This is a genomic window from Spirillospora sp. NPDC029432, assembly GCF_040703975.1.
Taxonomy (GTDB): Bacteria; Actinomycetota; Actinomycetes; order Streptosporangiales; family Streptosporangiaceae; genus Spirillospora.
The window spans coordinates 67,184-84,072 of record NZ_JBEZWH010000014.1 but is presented as its reverse complement, the minus strand read 5'-3'; the positions used below and the strand labels follow the sequence as shown (position 1 = coordinate 84,072).

Genomic DNA, 16,889 nt, shown 5'->3' with positions numbered 1-16,889 from the left:
CACCAGACGCGTCCTTCCGGCAGATCGAGTGCAGGAGCAGAGCTGGACGCCCAAACTCACAAACTGCTCTGGAAAGGCGGTGGCCGTTGTGTCCGTTGAGGACCCGTCGGACGACTTTCTGGTACGTCCGACGGCCCCCGACCGCGTCCCATCGCGGCCCAAGCCGCCGCTGCGCTGGGAGCAAACGGGCTTCCAATGGGCGGGAGGGTTCACGCTGGAGGAGATCGTCGACACGGTCCACCACTGGTGGATCGAGTACCGCGACCACCATTCGCCTCGCCCGGTCGAAGATCCTGGCAGGCAGTCTCTGGTCAGCATCATCTTCTCTACACCCGACCGGGTGATAGTGCCCGAACTGCGCAGGATTCAAGCCTATCTGCAGTTGCGCTCGGGGGACAGGTGGCACATCTTCGTGGCCGGGTACCGCGAAGACTGGAGATCCGGTACGTGGTCCGAAAAGCCCGTCCTGCGCTTCGATGAACAATCCTTTGACGAACTCAGGCGCCAGATGCCGAGCCCCTGGCGGTACTCGGGTTTGTGCGATGTCGTGTCGGTCATGGCCTACTCGCACCATCCGCAGACCATCGACTGGGAGTCATTTCGTTCGGTGACCATTACCAGGCCTGATGGCACGTATGCCGAGCGCAGTTTCGGTGAGATCGCCGAACTGATGTCCGACTGGCCCGATGACCCTGATGGCCTCGCCGACTACGCCCCCGGCGAACCACCATCGATCGGCAGGCTCGACAGGCAGAGCCTCGAACCGGGGCTGCGGTTCCTCGGTGGTGCCGTGGGAGGGGGAGTCCTGGGCAACTTCACCTACGACATGCTCAAGGTTCTCTTCTGAACGCCCAAGACGCTCATCGAAGGACAGGCGGCCCGGCTGAAGTGCCCCGGCTTTCGTGATGGGAGTGGCGCTGGGGCCTGCGGTCAGAGGAGCTTGTCCGGGGTGAAGGGGACGTCGCGGAGGCGGCGGCCGGTGGCGTGGTAGATCGCGTTGCTGATGGCCGCGGGTACGCCCGTCCCCGGTGTCTCGCCGAAACCCCGGGCGCCCAGTGCCTCGCTGTCGCCGATGGGGCGGTCCACGAACATGACCTCCAGCTTGGGTGTGTCGGCGTTCACCGGCACCAGATAGCCGGACAGGCTGGGGTCGACCACGCGCGCGGTGTTCGGGTCCACCATCGTGTGCTCGAACAGTGCGAAGCCGATGCCCCAGGTGACACCGCCCATGACCTGGCCGTGCGCGGTCCGGTGATTGAGGACCCGTCCCAGGTCGTAGGCGGTCACGACCCGGCTCACGCGGATGCTGCCGAGCCGTGGCCGGATCCGTACCTCCAGGAACACCGCGCCGAACGTGTGCCCGCCGTTGTTGGACTTGCTGCCGAGCACCTGGATCTCGCTGCCATGGCGGGCCATGACGGCGCGGTAGCTGTCCCTCCGGCGGCGATCGCCGCGCGCGAACAGGTGACCGTTTTCAGCCACGACGTTCTCGGCGGGCACGCCGTGCAGCCGGGAGCGCGGGTCGGCGACGGCGAGCGCGATCACGGCCTTCCGTGCCTGCTCCGCGCCATTGGAGACCGGTCCGACCACGCTGGCCATCGTGGCCGACGCCGCCGACAGGGACGCGTTGGGGAAGGTGGTGTCGCCGAGCAGCGTCGTGACGTGGCCGAGCGGCATGCCGAGCCCGTCGGCGGCGACCTGGGTGAGCACGGTGTAGGTGCCGGTGCCGATGTCCTGGGTGGCGGCCCGCACGGTCGCCCGCCCGTTCACTCCGATGACGATCTGGGCCTGGGACGGGTTCGCCGCGTAGGTGTGGGTCTCGGTGGCCATGCCCCAGCCGACGTACTCGTCGCCGGCCCTGGTCGTCCCAGGCTTGGGGTTGCGGCGTGACCAGCCGAACGCCTTGGCCGCCGCCCGGTAACACTCCAGCAGGTGCTTCTCGTAGGGCTCGCCGGTGCGGGGGTTGATGACGGTGCGGTGGTTGCGTACCCGCAGTTCCACCGGGTCGATGCCGAGCTCGTAGCTCAGCTCGTCCAGCGCGGTCTCCAGGCCGAAGTGCCCGGTGGTCTCCGGTGAGCGCATGTAGCTGGAGGTGGGCAGGTCCAGTCGCACGCCCATCTGCCGCACGTGGATGTTCGGGCAGGTGTAGAGGTTGAGCGTGGAGTCGCTGGTGTTGAAGATGCGCTCGTCGGTGCGGGTCACCTGTGCCGTCGAGGTGTCGACGATGGCGGTCAGTTCGCCGCGCCGCGTCGCGCCGAGCTGGATGCGGTGGCGGTACTCGGCGCGGTGACCAGTGGACGTGAACATCTGCGCGCGCGTCAGCACGAGCTTCACCGGGCGGCGGAGCTCCCGCGCCACCGCGGCGGTGAGCAGCGTGTGCGGATAGGTGGGGCCCTTGGCGCCGAAGCCGCCGCCCAGGTAGGGCGAGATGATCCGAATATCGGGTGCGTTGCCATCGGCATCCCTGAAGGCGTTCGCCACCGCTATCCGGGTGAGCATCACGCCTTGCGCGCTTTCGTACAGCGTCAGGCCGCCGTCGTTCCAGACGGCGGTGGTGGTGTGCGGTTCGATCGGGTTGTGGTGTTGCATCGGGCTGCTGTAGGTCTGCTGGATCCGAACCTCGGCCTGAGCGAATGCCGCTTCGGCGTCACCGTGCTCGACCTCGTTGGGCCGCTCGCGGAAGGCGTCCGGCAGGAACGCTTCGTCGAGCGCGTCCTCCAGCCGTGCGGTGGGCTTCTCCGTCCGGTAGCGGACCTTCACCAGGGCGGCGGCCTCCTGTGCCTGCTCCAGGGTCTCGGCCACGACATAGGCGACCGGCTGCCCGCTGTGATGGATCCGCGCGTCCTGGATCGGAATGAACGTCCTGTTGTAGGGGAAGCCCGGCACCGTCCTGAACCGTGGCATGGTGGTGTGCGTGAAGACCTGAACGACACCGGGATGTGCCAGTGCCGCCCTGGTGTCGATCTGCGTGACCTCGCCCCGGGCGATGGTGCTCATCACCAGGGATCCGTGCAGTGGGTTGGGCACCTCGTTGTCCGCGGCGTAGCGGGCGGTGCCGGTGACCTTCGCGCGGCCGTCGACCCGCTCGACGCCCTGTCCGACCAGCTCGGTCATCGGACCCCTCCCAGCTCGCCGAGGACGCTCTCCAGCGCCCGCTGGACGAGTTCGACCTTGAACCTGTTCCCTTCGCGCGGGCGCGCGTCCCGGACCAGGACGCGTCCCGCCTCGGTGATCGCCGCCGTGGTGAGCGGACGGCCGCGCAGTGCCGCCTCGACGCGGATGTCCCGCCACGGACGGGTTCCCACGCCGCCGAACGCCAGCCGTACGTCCTCCACCACGCGGCCCTTGGTGCGCAGCGAGGCTGCCACCGACACCACCGCGAATTCGAAGGTGGCGCGGTCGCGCAGCTTCAGGTAGCGCGAACGCGCGGCCAGGGGCGTGCGCGGCACCTCCACCCGGGTGATCAGTTCGCCCGGGCGCATCGCGGTCTCCCGGGTAGGCGTGGACACGGGAAGAAGGAAGAAGTCGCCGATCGGGACGTCGCGTTCGCCGCCGGGGCCGAGCAGGTGCACGGACGCGTCCAGCGCGGTCAGTGCCACCGCCATGTCCGAAGCGTGTGCGGCGATGCAGTGGCCGCTGCCGCCCAGGATGGCGTGTCCTCGGTTGTGCCCGGTGAGCGCCGGGCAACCGCTACCCGGAACACGCTTGTTGCACGCCGAGCCAGGGTCCCGGAAGTACCCGCACCGGGTGCGCTGCAGCAGGTTCCCGCCGATCGCGGCCATGTTGCGCACCTGCGGGGACGCCGAGGCCAGCAGTGCCTCCGACAGGACGGGGAACTCCCGCAGCACCATGGGGTGTTCGGCGACCTGCCGCATCCTGGCCAGCGCACCGACGCGCAGTCTCCCGGACTCGAGATCGACACCGTCGAGGTCGAGAGCGTTCAGGTCGATGAGGTGGTCGTGGGCCTCCGCACCGTCCCGCATCAGGTTGAGCAGGTCGGTGCCGCCCGCCACGAACTTCGCGCCGGGTGTGGCGGCGGCCATCCGTACCGCCTCGGCCGGGCTTCCCGCGGCCGTGTAACCGAAGGCCCTCACCGCCGTACCTCCTTGGCGGCCTCGGCGACGGCGGCGACGATGTTCTGGTACGCCGCGCAGCGGCACAGGTTGCCGCTCATCCACTCGCGGATCTCCGTCTCCGAACCCGTACGGCCTTCGTTGATACAGGCGACGGCGGACATGATCTGACCGGGAGTGCAGGCGCCGCACTGGAACGCGTCGTGCTTGATGAACGCCTCCTGCACCGGGTGCAGGTCGTCGCCGCGCGCGAGCCCCTCGATCGTGGTGACCTCGGCATCGCGTTGCATCACCGCCAGGGTGAGGCAGGATTTGACCCGCTCACCATCGACCAGCACCGTGCACGCCCCGCACTCACCGCGGTCGCAGCCTTTCTTGGTGCCGGTCAGGCCGAGGCGTTCACGCAACGCGTCGAGCAGGGACACCCTTGGTTCCAGGACGACCTCGCGTACTCGCCCGTTGACCTTTAACGGGACTTCCACCGACGACCCCGCGGCGATGGCCTTTGCGGGTGCGGTGGCCGCCCCGGCCGTCGCCGTCTCGGCCGCGGCGGCCGGGGCGACGGCCGCACCCGTCCCGACCGCGGCCGTTCCCGCCGCGGTCGCCGCCATGGCCTTGAGCATCGTCCGGCGAGTGGATTCGGGGAGGAACTCCGTCTTCCGTTCGGGTGTGACATCGGGGTCGGAGGTGAACCGGTCGCCGTGGTCGTTCATCGCGCTCCTTCTCAGCTCTGTGCCGGGAGTTGGATCCGGATGATGCGGTCGTCGCCGGGGCGCGCGTCGGTGCCGCCCCAGGTGGCGCGGTCGGTGTTGGACGACACGATCCACAGGGACCCGTCCGGTGCCGCCTCGACCGTGCGGATACGTCCATACGTCCCGACCAGGTGCGGGATCGGCCGTCCGGTCGCGCGCCGGCCCTGGACGGGCAGTTGCCAGAGGCGCTGCCCGCCGAGCGCGCCGATCCACAGCGAGCCGCGCGCGTAGGCGACTCCGGACGGGGACGCCTCGTCCGGATGGATGGTGGCGATCGGCCGTTCCCCGGTGTCACCCTCGACGCCCTCGGTCTCGGGCCAGCCGTAGTCCCGCCCGGGGCGGAGGACGTTCACCTCGTCCCAGGTGCGGTGGCCGAGTTCGGAGGCGTACATGGTGCCGTCCGGTGCGAAGGTGATGCCCTGGACGTTGCGATGCCCGCTGGAGTAGACGGCGGTGCCGGACGGGTTGTCGCGAGGGATGGACCCGTCCGGGCGAATCCTGAGGATCTTGCCGCTCAGTGAGCCGTCGTCGGCGGCGTTCTCGGGTTCGAACGCGTCGCCCGTCCCTATCCACAGGTTGCCGTCGGGTCCGATGCGGAGCCGGCCGCCGTGGTGCCGGTCGGCGGTCTGGACGCCGTCGAGCAGGACGCGGGTCTGGCTGAGGGAGCGGTAGTCCTCGGAGATCCTGAGCGTGACCACGCGGTTGGTCGGTGAACCGGACACGTAGGCGAACACGGTGCGGTCCGACGCGAACCGCGGCGAGGTGGCCAGGCCGAGCAGCCCGCCCTCCGAGCTGGTCCGGACGCCTGGGACCGTACCCACGGTCTGCGCCGCGCCGCCGCCCGCCGGTACGCGGACGATCCGTCCGGACAGCCGTAGGGAGACCAGCGCCGAGCGGTCAGGAAGGAACGCGAGCCCCCAGGGCGCCTCCAGCCCCCTCACCAGTTCGGTGCGGTCGCGCAGCGTCGACGAGTCGCCCCTGCTGGACGCGGCTGGGCGGACGGCGGCCTCTCTTGCGTCCGTGCCGGGGCCGCACGCGGCCACGCCGAGCGCCAAGGCCACGGCGAGGACGGCCGCGATGACGATCCGCGTCGGAGCCGATCCGTTCATGATCACCCCTTGTTGTCAACGCCAACACTAAACGACTAGCGCCGCCAGCGCAATCATCGACAACGAAATTCTGTTAACATCGCCACGTGAGTGAACGAGGAGAGGTCCGCCGGCGGATCATCGACGCGGCGACCCGGCTGCTCTACGAGCAGGGCCGTGAAGCCGTGACCACCCGCGCCGTCAGTGCGGCCGCGGGAGTGCAGTCCCCCACGCTGTATCGCCTGTTCGCCGACATGAACGGGCTGCTCGAAGCCGTCGCCGCGGACGGCTTCGAGCGCTACCTCGCGGGCAAACAGGCCCAGGAGCTGTCCGACGATCCGGTCGACGACCTGCGCGGCGGGTGGGATCTGCACGTCGGGTTCGGCCTGGAGAACCCGGCGCACTACCTGCTGATGTACGCCCAGCCCAAGCCGGGGCACCGGCACCCCGCCGCCGAACAGGGCATGGCGCGGCTCCACATGCTCGTCGAACGCATCGCGGCGGCCGGACGCCTCGTCGTCAGCGTCGACACGGCGGCCGGCATGATGCACGCCGCCTGCGTCGGCGTCACGATGAACCTCATCGCGACGCCACCCGAGGAACGCGATCCCGCCCTCGCGGACCGGCTGCGCGAAGCGGTCCTCGCGGCGATCACCACGATCGCCGCGAGCAGCCCACCCGACATCGTTTGGCGCGCCGTGGCCCTGAAAGCGGTCGTGGACGACACCGACCTCTACTCTCCCGGTGAGCGCGCGCTCCTGACCGAACTGCTCGACCGCGCCGCGGACTCGTCCGGATCCGCCGACGCGCAACGGGCCCCTGCGTAGAATGCCGGGCCCGTTACCGGTGGTGGCGGTGTCAGGCGAGACCGTTGCGAATGGCGATGATCAGCTCATTTCCGGTGGTGTCCCGCTCGAGGACTCGGTTTCGGGCTGTGCCCCGTGGTCTCGCTGCGGGATCGTCGGCATGGCCGGGACCATCGCGAGCCGCTGTTCTCCCTGCTGTACCGGTTGATGAGATGTCTGCTCGGTCCGCGGCGGTGCTGGTTCGCGGCGGTGCTGGTTGCGGCGTTGTCCCGGCTGGTTCACCGCCGCCTTGTGCATGGCCTCGACAAAAGCCGCTACTTCCGTGACCCGTCGCTGATGAGCCATTGAGAGCGGACGATGCGGGCGCCGCGGATCTGGAATTCATGTTGTTTCCATCTCGTACGCGATCGAAGAAAGTACTCGCTCTTCCTCCGAGGGGCGGCGCGGGCCGGGCAAAGGAGCTCGCGGACAAGGGCATCCAGATCACACGATCGACCGAAGGCGCGGCTTCGGTGGCGACCGGGCATGGGTGCCCATATTCTGCGGCTGGTCTTTACTTGAGGGGGGATGAGTGGAAGCCCTGGAGCGCGACGATCCGCGAACGATGGGGGAGTACCAGCTGATCGGCCGGCTCGGGGCGGGCGGCATGGGACAGGTCTACCTCGGCCGTTCCCGAGGCGGACGGATGGTGGCCGTCAAGTTGGTGCATGCCGCGCTGGCCAAGGATCCACTGTTCCGGCGGCGGTTCCGGCGTGAGGTGGAGGCCGCGCGTCGGGTCGGTGGCGAATGGACGGCGCCGGTCCTGGACGCCGACACCGAATCGGAGAACCCGTGGGTCGCCACCGGATACGTACCCGGGCCCACACTCGCGGAGACGGTGGCGCGGCACGGCCCGCTGCCCGAGGCGACCGTCCTGGCCCTGGCGTCCGGGCTCGCCAGGGCACTGCAGGCCGTGCACGCCGCCGGGCTCATCCACCGCGACCTCAAGCCGTCCAACGTGTTGGTGACGATCGATGGCCCGAAGGTCATCGACTTCGGCATCGCGCGGTCGGCCGACGCCAGCGTCGCCACCCGTACGGGAGCCCTCCTGGGATCCCCCGCCTACATGTCACCGGAGCAGGCACGCGGCGCCGAGCTGAGCCCGGCCAGCGACATCTTCAGCCTGGGGTCTGTGCTGGCCTACGCCGCGACCGGCCACCAGCCGTTCGGCGTGGGGTTCTCCAACCTGCACGCTGTCCTTCTCCAGGTCGCGCAGGGACAACCGCAGCTGCGCGACCTGTCCGGGCCGGTCCGCGGGCTGGTGGAGTCCTGCCTGACCAAGGCCCCGGACGAGCGCCCCACGCTCGAAGCGATCCTGAACTGGCTGCCTCTGTCATCGAAAGCCTGGCTGCCTGGAGACGTCGTCACCGAACTGGGCCGCCATGCCGCCGCCCTGCTCGACCTGGAGACCCCGGGTTTCCAAGCCGTTCCCGCTCCATCGGCCTCCATGCCGCCCGGCCGGCCGGACGCTCCCGGATCCATGGGCGGGAGGGAGGGGACCGGCACGCGCCCCACCCGGCGGCCCCGTCCCGCCTCGCGCGGCCGGCTGCTCCCGGTGGCGGCCGCGGCCGCGGTCGCCGTGATCGGCGCGGGCTCGGCCTACGCACTCACCCAGAACGAACGGCGCGAGCCCCCCGCAGGCACCGTCACCAAGAGCCCGGCCGTCAATGGCGTCGTGCCCGCCGCCATGCTCGGAACCTGGGAGGGAGACTATGAGAAGACCGACACGTCGGGTAACAAGGTGCTGCACCACCGCCGGATCTCCCTCACCCAGGGCTCGCTCGGCGCGGACGTCGCCCAGATCAGGGTGACCGACACGAGCGGGCAGCTGTGCGAGTACGTCGGCAGGCTGGCCGCGGGCACGCCCACCGTCGATCTCCGTCCCCGCCTCAGCAGGAGCATCCCGCCCGGCAAGTGCAACGACGATCCCCCGCTGACGCTGAAGCCGAAGGGGGCTGACCTTCGATGGACCGCGCGGGGCATGGCGGACGACCTCACGCGCGCCCGCAACAACGCGATACCGGCACACTGGCACGGCCGCTGGGCCGGCCCCGCCACTGGGGAAGGGCACAGGGAATTCGTCATCGGCGCCGGAGCGGTCGGCACCGAGGCGATTCGGAGCAGGGTGATCGGGTCGAACGGAGCGGTGATCTGCGAGACCGCGGGCGTGCTCGTCTCCGCGGAAGACCCGATCGTCTATCTGTCCACCCGCATCATCACCCCGTCCCCGATGTGCGGGCTCGGATCGTTGGCGGGTTTCAAGGCGCAGGGTACGAGCTTGGTTTGGCACGCCGGCACCGACGACCAGGGGATCCACCTCAAACCCATGTGATCGATCGCTGACCCCCGCAGCCGTGGGCGATGGTGGGGAACCGACCCTTTATGGAGCACAACGGCTCGTGATCGGGGTCGCCACCGAGGCGTCGTGCTCGTCGTAGCCGACGTGATCGGTGATCTTGCCTTCCAGAGCCGACCCAGCCCCCGCGTGGTCGGTGCCTGGCACCAAGAGGGCTGCGATCAGGCCGTCCAGCAGTTCGTGTCGTAGCGAAACGCCGAGCCGGGGAACAGGCCTCCGGGGGGCTGTGATCGCCCACCACGACGGTCACCGCGAGAGATGGGACGGGCAAGGGCGGGCAAGCACCCAGCGTGCTGCCTATGCCGCGCCCTCCTTTCTTCCGTATTCCAGCCCGCCCACGCCCGCAGCCCTCGGCGCGGAAATCTCATGTCCCGCGATGTGCGCCGCGCCCGGCCTCATGCACATGGACGCCGCCGCATCGTCCGCCTCAAAGCTCTGCCAAGATCGATATGCGAAAAGAAGAACCGGTCTGAGGAACTTTAAGGAACCGGGGGTCGGCGGCACCGGCCTCGGAAGATCGCCACGGGCCCTCTGGAACCGAACCGCAGGGCATCCAGTGGCATCCAAAGCCTTCGAGAGCCCGTGAAGTGGAGAGGGGCGGAGTGGTGGACGAACTGATTGCCATCGTGGCCGCCGGGGCGGCCGGAGTGGGCTGCCTCGTAGCCTATCTGCGGGATGTCGTGCACGTGTTGCGGCTTTGGTGGCGCGGCATTCGCACGATCGGTGTAGTGGTCGACAACGCGGCGACCATGGCCGACTCGGGAACGCGGTGGGCACCGATCCTCGCCTTCAAGGACCAGCGTGGGAAGCGGATGGCGGTCAAACCGATCGTCCGCATGGACGCGAAGATGCGGCTGGGTCAGGAAGTTCCGGTGGTGTACATGGCGCATAAACCGGAGGTCATGCTCATTTTCACCCGATGGAACATGGTGCGGTCGCTGCTGGAAAACAGCATTCTCCTGGTCCTTGGAACGCTGTTCCTGGGTTTCGCGGTGGCCGCCGTGGTCGTCGGAGTGGTCGAAGCGTACTGACCGGAAAGGGGATCGGTCCGACCGCACCCGGCATTCGAGTGGGGGCACCTCACCCGGCATCCTTGGTGGCGCTGCCGCCGACCCGGCGCCCCAGCGCAGTGGTGCGGACCGCCGCGCAGACCGCGTAGTTCCTGGACGTGAGCGCCTCGGACCGTCTGTACGCGGAGTTCCACCTGATCGCGCTGCGCGGGGCTGCGGGACCATCTGCTGTGTGAGGGGGATCATCATGCTCGGCCGACTGGGTCAGCCGTTCCGGCGGCGCCGGACGTAGGCGAAGGTGACGGCGGCAAGCAGTGGCCCCCACAACAGCAGCGGGAGGTAGCACGCGTAGTAGGTCGCGGCTTCCCAGCCGCCTGCCTGGGTGGGGAAGTTCGCGGCCCTCGGCTCGCCTCGGAGGTTGACCCCGGCGAACTCGGTGATCCAGGCGGCGGTCCAGAGGACCGTCAGGACCAGGGCGCCCAGAGCAGCGGGGATGGCCACCGCCTTCGTCGGGATCGGTCGGCCGCGCAGGAACGGGACCCAGCGCGGGAACACCTCGCCCCAGCGGGCGATCAGGCCGATCGCGGCGAACGCGGCGGCTTCGGAGGCGATCGACAGGAAGACGATGTAGGCCCGTTCACCGAGCCCGCTCCCGTCGGCGAACGCGGCCGGGAGCCGCCAGAGACCGGCCGGCAGCACGACGAACGGGACGGCGAGCGCGGCCGTTCGCGCCCAGCGGGGAACCCCGGCCACCGGGGCGTGGGCGGCTGCCCATGCGGTGCGCAGCCGTCCGGTGGTCACCGGCCGATCAATCACAGCGGTCATCGTCGATCCTTTGGTCCGGCGGGCCCGACTGCCCGATCCGCATCCAAGATCGCAACCGCGCCGGGGCATGATGATCCCCCGCACGGGTGAAGCCACCCTCCGCTCGGGGGAAACCCGGCCGCCAACGCCAAACATGCTTGTCTACCGCTCCGGCTTTGATGTATCCAGTTCCGCCCTGCGCTTCCTGGCGGCCCGGCTGCGCGAGCACCGGTGCGCACTGGGCACCCGATTGCGGCGGCTGACCGCCGGCCGCCAAGCCCTGCTGACCCTGGCCCACCTGCGCAACGGCACCACCTACGCCCAGCTCGCCGCCGGGTTCGGTGTCGGCACCACCACCGCCCACCGCTACATCACCGAGGCGGTCGAGCTGCCGGCCGCCCTGGCCCCGACACTGGACCAGGCGGTCCAGGCGGCCTCGTCCAAGGCGTTCGTGCTGCTGGACGGCACACTGCTGCCGCTCGACCGGGTCGCCGCCGACCGCCCCTTCTGCTCGGGCAAGCATCGCAAGCACGGCATGAACGTGCAGGTCCTGGCCGATCCGGCCGGGCGGCTGCTATGGGTCTTACCGGCGCTGCCCGGGGCCGTCAACGATGTCCGCGCAGCCCGCGAGCACGGCCTCATCCACGCACTGGACAAGGCCGAGGTCGCCTGCTGGGCCGATAAGGGCTACCTGGGCGCCGGCGGCACGGTCCGCATCCCCTACCGCGGCCGATGGGACAGACTCTCGGCCGGCCAGCAAGCGGTCAACCGCTTCCACGCCAAGATCCGGGCCCTGGTCGAACAGGCCGTCGCCACCCTCAAGTCGTGGCGGCTGCTCCGCAAGCTCCGCTGTTCACCCAACCGCATCACCAGTCTGCTCCAGGCCATCCTCCGCCTGCATCTGGCCGGCTCAAGCTGAACATGGAAAACGCTCACTGCTGTGATCACCGCGGGTCAAGGCATGGTGCGGTTGCCCTGTCATGAATTCCGAGGCTTGATCGCTTTAGGACACGCCAAGCCAGTAGAGCTTGAGGTCCATCTGGGTGTATTGGGGTATACAAGCACCCTTGTCCACCTGTATGCTCACCATAAAATTCGGGTCGCGGGGAAACGGCTCGAAGATTTGTTGTTTGAGTACGGGATCGGTTTCGCTGATAGGCAGGTCAAAGCTTGCATGATTTTTCCCTACGCCCCATATGCCTAGTGTGAATTTCCCGCGTCTAAGGCCCTCGCTGGGGAAGGTGATCACTAGTTCGCCTACGAGAAGCCCTTTCAGAGGCCGATCTCGGACGCTGGTCTGCTTAATGGTTTTCGGATAGTCATCGCCAAAGAAGGCCCACTCCCATTTCTCTTCCCATGAAGCCAAGAGTTCGACGAATGCGGGCTGTAGTTTGGTAAAGTCCGCCTTGGAGGCGGTGATCTGGTCGCAGCTGATCTTGGAGGCGGTGAGTTCGCCCCCGTGGACGTGGACGACGGTCGAGTCGGAGTAGGGAATCCAGTCGTCGCCGACCTGATGCTTGGCGGTGATCTTGTATACCGTCGTGGCGTGCAGGGGGCCGGTGTCGAAAGGCGGTTTGATCACGCCGTCCTTCTTCTCGACACCGTCGACAAAGAATTGGTAGATCACGTTGTCGTCGCCGTCGGTCGTCCAGTTTATTTTGGTCGACTGGCCGTTTTCCACGATCGGGTCGTCCGCACGGAAGTTCTTCAGTTCGAAGCCGATGGGGAACTTTCCGATCGAATGAGTAGCGGTCTTGAATTTCGGTGTACCGCTGGGGGTCTTGACGGAGATGACGACGTTGGTGATGCCAGTCTTGGTGCTGACGTGGATGTTGTCGAGGTGCAGGCGCAGCACGTCGTTCGGCCCGGCCTTCTTGTTCTGAGGCTTGAAGGTGAACGCGCCCGACTTCGGGTTGCTGGTGTCTTCGGTCCAGCCGGGCGGGAGTTCGGGCTTCGGCGCGCTGACCCTGTTCCACACGGGCGTGAGCATGCCGGGGGTGTCCTTCGCCCAGTCGTTGTCGGCGACCTTGAACGTGATCGTCAGGGACTCGAGTTCGACGTGGGAGAAGCCGTCGTTGGAGATCAGGATGTCCAGGGACGCCTTTGTCGGCGTGCTGGAGTTCTTGGAGACCGTCATCGGCGCCGGGTGGGTGCTGATGCTGGAGCGGAACGGGAAGTCGCGTTGCTGGGTAGCGGTGTCGGGCGGTGAGATGGTGCTGGTCATGCTGGGCTCCTTGTGAGTGTTCGGGTTACGGCCGGGTGGTCAGGTCGTCGCGCCGGTTCAGGCCGTTGGCGAGGTGCAGCAGCCCGGTGCGCAGGTGCGCGCGGAATTCGGGCGTGATGCGGGCGGTGGCGTCGGTGGCGGTGACGGGGAGCCGGCTCCCGTCGTGCCGCTTCCAGGTCCAGTCGCCGCTCTCCACGACCGGCAGCGGAAGGCTGAACGCCTTCGTGACGGTGGCGGTGCCGCCGTCGCCCTTGACGGTGATCGCTTGGAGTCGTCCCAGGACCGGGCCGACGTGGAAGACGGCGTCCATGTGCGCGAGCGCGCGGGCCACGTGGTCGGCGTCGGGGCGCAGGAAGGCGGCCGGCAGGATATGGGTTTCGGCCTGGACGCCGGCCCAGGGGTCGGCGAGCAGGGTGACCAGGCGCGACTCGCCCAGCCTCAGGGCCAGGGCGGCCTCGTCCCGTCGGGAGGCATAGCCCTCCGGTGTGTCGCGCGGCAGGGCCACGGCGTGGATCTTGGTGTAGTCGTCCCGGTCGAAGTAGCCGATGAGGCCATCCTCGAACGAGGAGTTCGAGCCGAGCAGGATCGGCCAGGTGTACTCCTGGTACTCGGCGGTGGGCGGGTCGGCCGCGAGCTTGCTGGGCAGGATCGGGACGATCGGTTCGGCGTCGCCCTCCAGTTCGAGCCGGGCGCGCATCAGTGCGAGCGGGCGGCCGAGCATTCGCAGCGTGGGATGTGACGACGACGGGTGGTCGGGGGCGATGGCCCTCCGCGCCTCCTCGATCGTGTCGAGCAGGTGTTGCAGGGATGCGGCCCTGTCGTCCCTGGAGTTGAGCCCCTTGAGGAAGCGAGCGAGTTCGGGATGCTCGGCGCTGTCGTCCCCGAGGGCGGGCGCGTCCGGGTGGTACTGCTCGAAGACCAGCCCGTCCCGCACGGGGCGCAGTTCCCCCAGCAAGAGGCCGTCGGCAGCCATGCACAGCAGTGCCTTGTCGAATTGGTTGGGGACGATCCAGGCACGGATCTGCTCGTCGGCGTTGGACGTGACCTGCGTGTCGTCCAGCCGGGAGACGAAGTCGAAGCCGAGCCTGGCGGGCTGTGGGAGCCGCGGTCGGAGCTGGAACAGGTGCCGCGCCCAATCGCTCTGCCTGTCGATGTGGACGAGCGCGTCGGCGCCCCCCAGCTTGAGAGGACGCTTGGAGTCGGGGACGACCGTCGCGGCCCGGGCGGGCGGCGGGCGCAGGTCGGGGCGGTCGGCGGTTTTGACGACCTCGTACCCGCGGCCGAAGCGGTCGACCAGGAACAGGCGGTTGAACCGGAACTGGCCGGCTCGGTAGGGCTCGTAGAAGGGGCTGTTGATCCAGTCCTCCTCTTCGGGGCTCTCCGGATCCTGGCCGACCGCGGTCAGGGTCCGTGGCGCGAAGGTGTGGTGCCCGTCGAGGATGTCGGCGATTTCCGCTTCCGGACGGGGGTGGACCCCGGAGTCGCGGCCGGTGAGCTGTTCGGAGAAGCCGTCCAGGGCCTGCGAGATCAGGTCGGTGCCGGCGCCGCCGTCGGCGAGGTGCCTCGCGAGGTCGTTGACCGCGGTTTTGAAGCCCGGGTCCTGCCCGGGAGCCTCGGTATCGACGAGGCGGAGGCGTTCGGCGATGTTGTGCACGGCGTGCGCGGACAGCAGGATGGAGCCCGAGACGCTGCGCGGGACGGCCTTGTTCTCCGCCGCGTCGCCTTCCCCGTGCCACTGGTAGCAGGCGTCTGCGAACTCCCAGTTCCTACGGCGGACGGACTTCTCGGTGTCCTGGTAGTGGTAGTAGGGAACGGCGAAGTACTCGGCCTCCCACACCAGCAGCAGCGGAGACCATGGCTGCTTCCACAGCGCGGTCGCACGGCGGACGGCGCGGATCCATCGCTCGTCGCCGGACCAGTCGAACCACTCCTGCCGGTCGGCGGACATGGCGCGGCGCGGGCTCCGGCACCGGTCCAGCATGGCGAACTCGGTCAGCAGCTTCTCGGGCAGATCCGCCGGGATCCTGGCAGGGACCTTCTTCTCCAACGCCGCCCAGGCCGGCGGGCGCACGGCGGTGGCCGCGACGGGGGTGTTCCGGCCGTCCTCGATGGCCTCGGCCACCGTCTGCCTCGACGACCGGCACGGGACGACCGCGGGGTCGTCGAGCAGCCGGGTCGCCTTGGCGCCCTTGATGAGGACGACCGGCTCGCGGGCGTTGTGGAACACCGGCCGCGGGGTCCGGGTCGGCCGCCCCACCGGGGTGCGCTTCCACAGCTTGGTGAGCCGGTCGACCTCGGTGTCGATCGCGTTGTCCAGCTCTTCGGGCGTCGCGGCCTTCAGCAGCGCCGGAGCCTGCGCCAGAGCGGCACGCTCGGCCGTGACCTTGTCGGAGAGCACGGCCAGGTGCGCGGCGACCTTCGGCTTCAGCGCCTCCAACTGCTCAAGGACTGGCGGCTCCGGGGGGTCTTCGATGATCGTGTCGAGTTCGCGGGCGTAGTACCACAGTTCGTAGAGCCGTTCCTGGCGGCGGGCGAGCCGCCGGGTGGCGGCGTCGTGGGCGCGCTGGGCCTCGTTGGTCTCCGCCAGCCATGCCCGCTCCGGCTCGGGCAGCGCCCGGAACGCCGGCGCTCCCTCTCCCCGAGCCGCGGGAGTGGGGGTGAAGTCCCAGGTGAAGCCGCCTGCCACGGGCTCGAAGCGCGCCTCGCGCGTGCGCTGCTGGACGGCCGCGATGCCGTCCCGGGTGTCGAGCTGATGCAACAGCCCGTACTGGAGGGCCTGCAGCCGCCGGAGTCGTCCCGGGTCCCTCCAGGCGCCGGGGTCGTGGTCGAGGGCGAGCGCGCTGATCCCGTCCACCGACGACTCGGCGACGCCGTAGCTGACGGGACGCTTCTTCGGGTCGTCCTCGGTGACGGGCACCTCGTCGTCGCCCGGAGCGGGCAGGCCGGTCTGCTGCCAGCGGACGCCGACGATGGCTCCGGCGCAGACGGTGCGGACCGGCGTCTTCGGGGCGGGGCAGTCCCAGCCGAGGTGCTTGAGCCGTTCGGTGATCCTCTCCTGGAATTCGGCGGGCGGGGCGGCGGTGATGTCGGCGAACGGATCGCTCGCGTCGGTGCCGTACCAGCCCATGACCAGGTAGCTGAGGTCGAGCGCGTCGCCGGTGAGCCCGGTGAGGGGGTCGTGCATCGAGAAGACGCCCATGTTGTAAGGCTGGTAGGTCGCGAAGGTCGGCAGTCCGGGACCGACCGCGGTGAGCGGGGCGGGCAGGACGTCGGCGGGCTCGGACAGATCGCCGTCCAGCGGCCGGACGCGTCCGATGCGCTTGGGCACCGGTGTCGCGTCGGTGCTGGAGGTGCGGATGGCATAGGGGGAGTTGTCGGGGGCCTCGGCCTCGCTCAGGCAGTCGCTGTGGACCAGCCATCCGGCGGCGGAACGCGCATCGGTGCGGTTCCTGCCGCTGTAGCGCACCACGAGCCAGCGGTCGGGAACCGGCACGTAGGCCGTCGTCCCGTCCGGCTGCAGAGTGCCGTTGCGCAAGGCGGCCGGCAGCTCCCAGTGCACCAGCACACCCGGGTCGGGACGGTCTGCCGATCGGCTCAGGTGGCCCCGTTCCGGGCTGTGGTGACTCGATGAGAAGTCGGGGCGCCAGCGGCGCCAATCCTGTCTGCGGACGGCGTCGTTGACCATCAGTGCCGTGACGCGGACGGGCACGACGACGGCTTCTGGGCTACTCACAGGG

General features: G+C 69.1%; 13 protein-coding genes. 6 read left to right on the top strand and 7 right to left on the bottom strand.

Annotated features, from left to right (window positions below):
- Positions 1–88: 88 nt before the first annotated feature.
- Positions 89–847: a hypothetical protein gene (locus AB0881_RS14125; RefSeq protein ID WP_366617088.1), complete on the top strand. Its 759-nt coding sequence runs from the start codon at positions 89–91 to the stop codon at positions 845–847.
- A gap of 83 nt (positions 848–930) precedes the next feature.
- On the opposite strand, the gene AB0881_RS14120 is transcribed toward AB0881_RS14125, so the two are convergent.
- Genes AB0881_RS14120 through AB0881_RS14105 form a run of 4 tightly spaced genes read right to left on the bottom strand, consistent with a single transcriptional unit; the run spans position 931 to position 5,934 of the window.
- Positions 931–3,114, bottom strand: a complete 2,184-nt coding sequence (locus tag AB0881_RS14120; protein WP_366617086.1) for a xanthine dehydrogenase family protein molybdopterin-binding subunit — start codon at positions 3,112–3,114, stop codon at positions 931–933.
- Positions 3,111–4,094 carry a xanthine dehydrogenase family protein subunit M gene (locus AB0881_RS14115; protein ID WP_366617084.1) on the bottom strand — a complete coding sequence of 328 codons (984 nt, stop codon included), beginning with the start codon at positions 4,092–4,094 and terminating at the stop codon, positions 3,111–3,113. Before AB0881_RS14115 ends, AB0881_RS14120 begins: the two co-directional genes overlap by 4 nt.
- Positions 4,091–4,786 (bottom strand): (2Fe-2S)-binding protein, encoded by a 696-nt coding sequence (locus tag AB0881_RS14110; protein ID WP_366617082.1) that lies wholly within the window; start codon positions 4,784–4,786, stop codon positions 4,091–4,093. The genes AB0881_RS14115 and AB0881_RS14110 overlap by 4 nt, the downstream gene beginning before the upstream one ends.
- A gap of 11 nt (positions 4,787–4,797) precedes the next feature.
- Positions 4,798–5,934: a PQQ-dependent sugar dehydrogenase gene (locus AB0881_RS14105; protein WP_366617080.1), complete on the bottom strand. Its 1,137-nt coding sequence runs from the start codon at positions 5,932–5,934 to the stop codon at positions 4,798–4,800.
- An 86-nt stretch (positions 5,935–6,020) separates the two neighbouring features.
- Here AB0881_RS14105 and AB0881_RS14100 point away from each other — a divergent pair, with 86 nt between their 5' ends.
- The 4 genes from AB0881_RS14100 (at position 6,021) to AB0881_RS14085 (ending at position 10,145) form a co-directional block, all read left to right on the top strand.
- Positions 6,021–6,740, top strand: coding sequence for a TetR/AcrR family transcriptional regulator (locus AB0881_RS14100; RefSeq protein WP_366617078.1), 720 nt, complete (start codon positions 6,021–6,023; stop codon positions 6,738–6,740).
- Positions 6,741–6,854: 114 nt separating this feature from the next.
- Complete coding sequence (locus tag AB0881_RS14095) at positions 6,855–7,067, top strand: hypothetical protein (RefSeq protein ID WP_366617076.1); 213 nt, start codon at positions 6,855–6,857, stop codon at positions 7,065–7,067.
- 223 nt (positions 7,068–7,290) lie between these two features.
- Entirely contained in the window at positions 7,291–9,090 is a 1,800-nt protein-coding gene (locus AB0881_RS14090) for a serine/threonine-protein kinase (protein WP_366617075.1), read from the top strand.
- Positions 9,091–9,719: 629 nt separating this feature from the next.
- The gene (locus AB0881_RS14085) at positions 9,720–10,145 is read left to right on the top strand and encodes a DUF3592 domain-containing protein (protein WP_366617074.1); all 426 of its coding nucleotides are present in this window, start codon (positions 9,720–9,722) and stop codon (positions 10,143–10,145) included.
- A gap of 243 nt (positions 10,146–10,388) precedes the next feature.
- Here the strand turns inward: AB0881_RS14085 and AB0881_RS14080 are convergent, their stop codons facing one another.
- On the bottom strand, positions 10,389–10,949 hold the full coding sequence (locus AB0881_RS14080; RefSeq protein WP_366617073.1) for a hypothetical protein: 561 nt from the start codon (positions 10,947–10,949) through the stop codon (positions 10,389–10,391).
- 133 nt (positions 10,950–11,082) lie between these two features.
- Between AB0881_RS14080 and AB0881_RS14075 the strand changes: the two genes are divergently transcribed.
- Complete coding sequence (locus AB0881_RS14075; RefSeq protein WP_366617071.1) at positions 11,083–11,847, top strand: transposase family protein; 765 nt, start codon at positions 11,083–11,085, stop codon at positions 11,845–11,847.
- Between the two features lie 84 nt (positions 11,848–11,931).
- Here AB0881_RS14075 and AB0881_RS14070 read toward each other — a convergent pair whose 3' ends face one another.
- Both AB0881_RS14070 and AB0881_RS14065 read right to left on the bottom strand, forming a co-directional pair.
- Positions 11,932–13,152 carry a hypothetical protein gene (locus AB0881_RS14070; protein WP_366617070.1) on the bottom strand — a complete coding sequence of 407 codons (1,221 nt, stop codon included), beginning with the start codon at positions 13,150–13,152 and terminating at the stop codon, positions 11,932–11,934.
- 25 nt (positions 13,153–13,177) lie between these two features.
- On the bottom strand, positions 13,178–16,885 hold the full coding sequence (locus AB0881_RS14065; protein ID WP_366617069.1) for a hypothetical protein: 3,708 nt from the start codon (positions 16,883–16,885) through the stop codon (positions 13,178–13,180).
- Between the last annotated feature and the right edge of the window lie 4 nt (positions 16,886–16,889).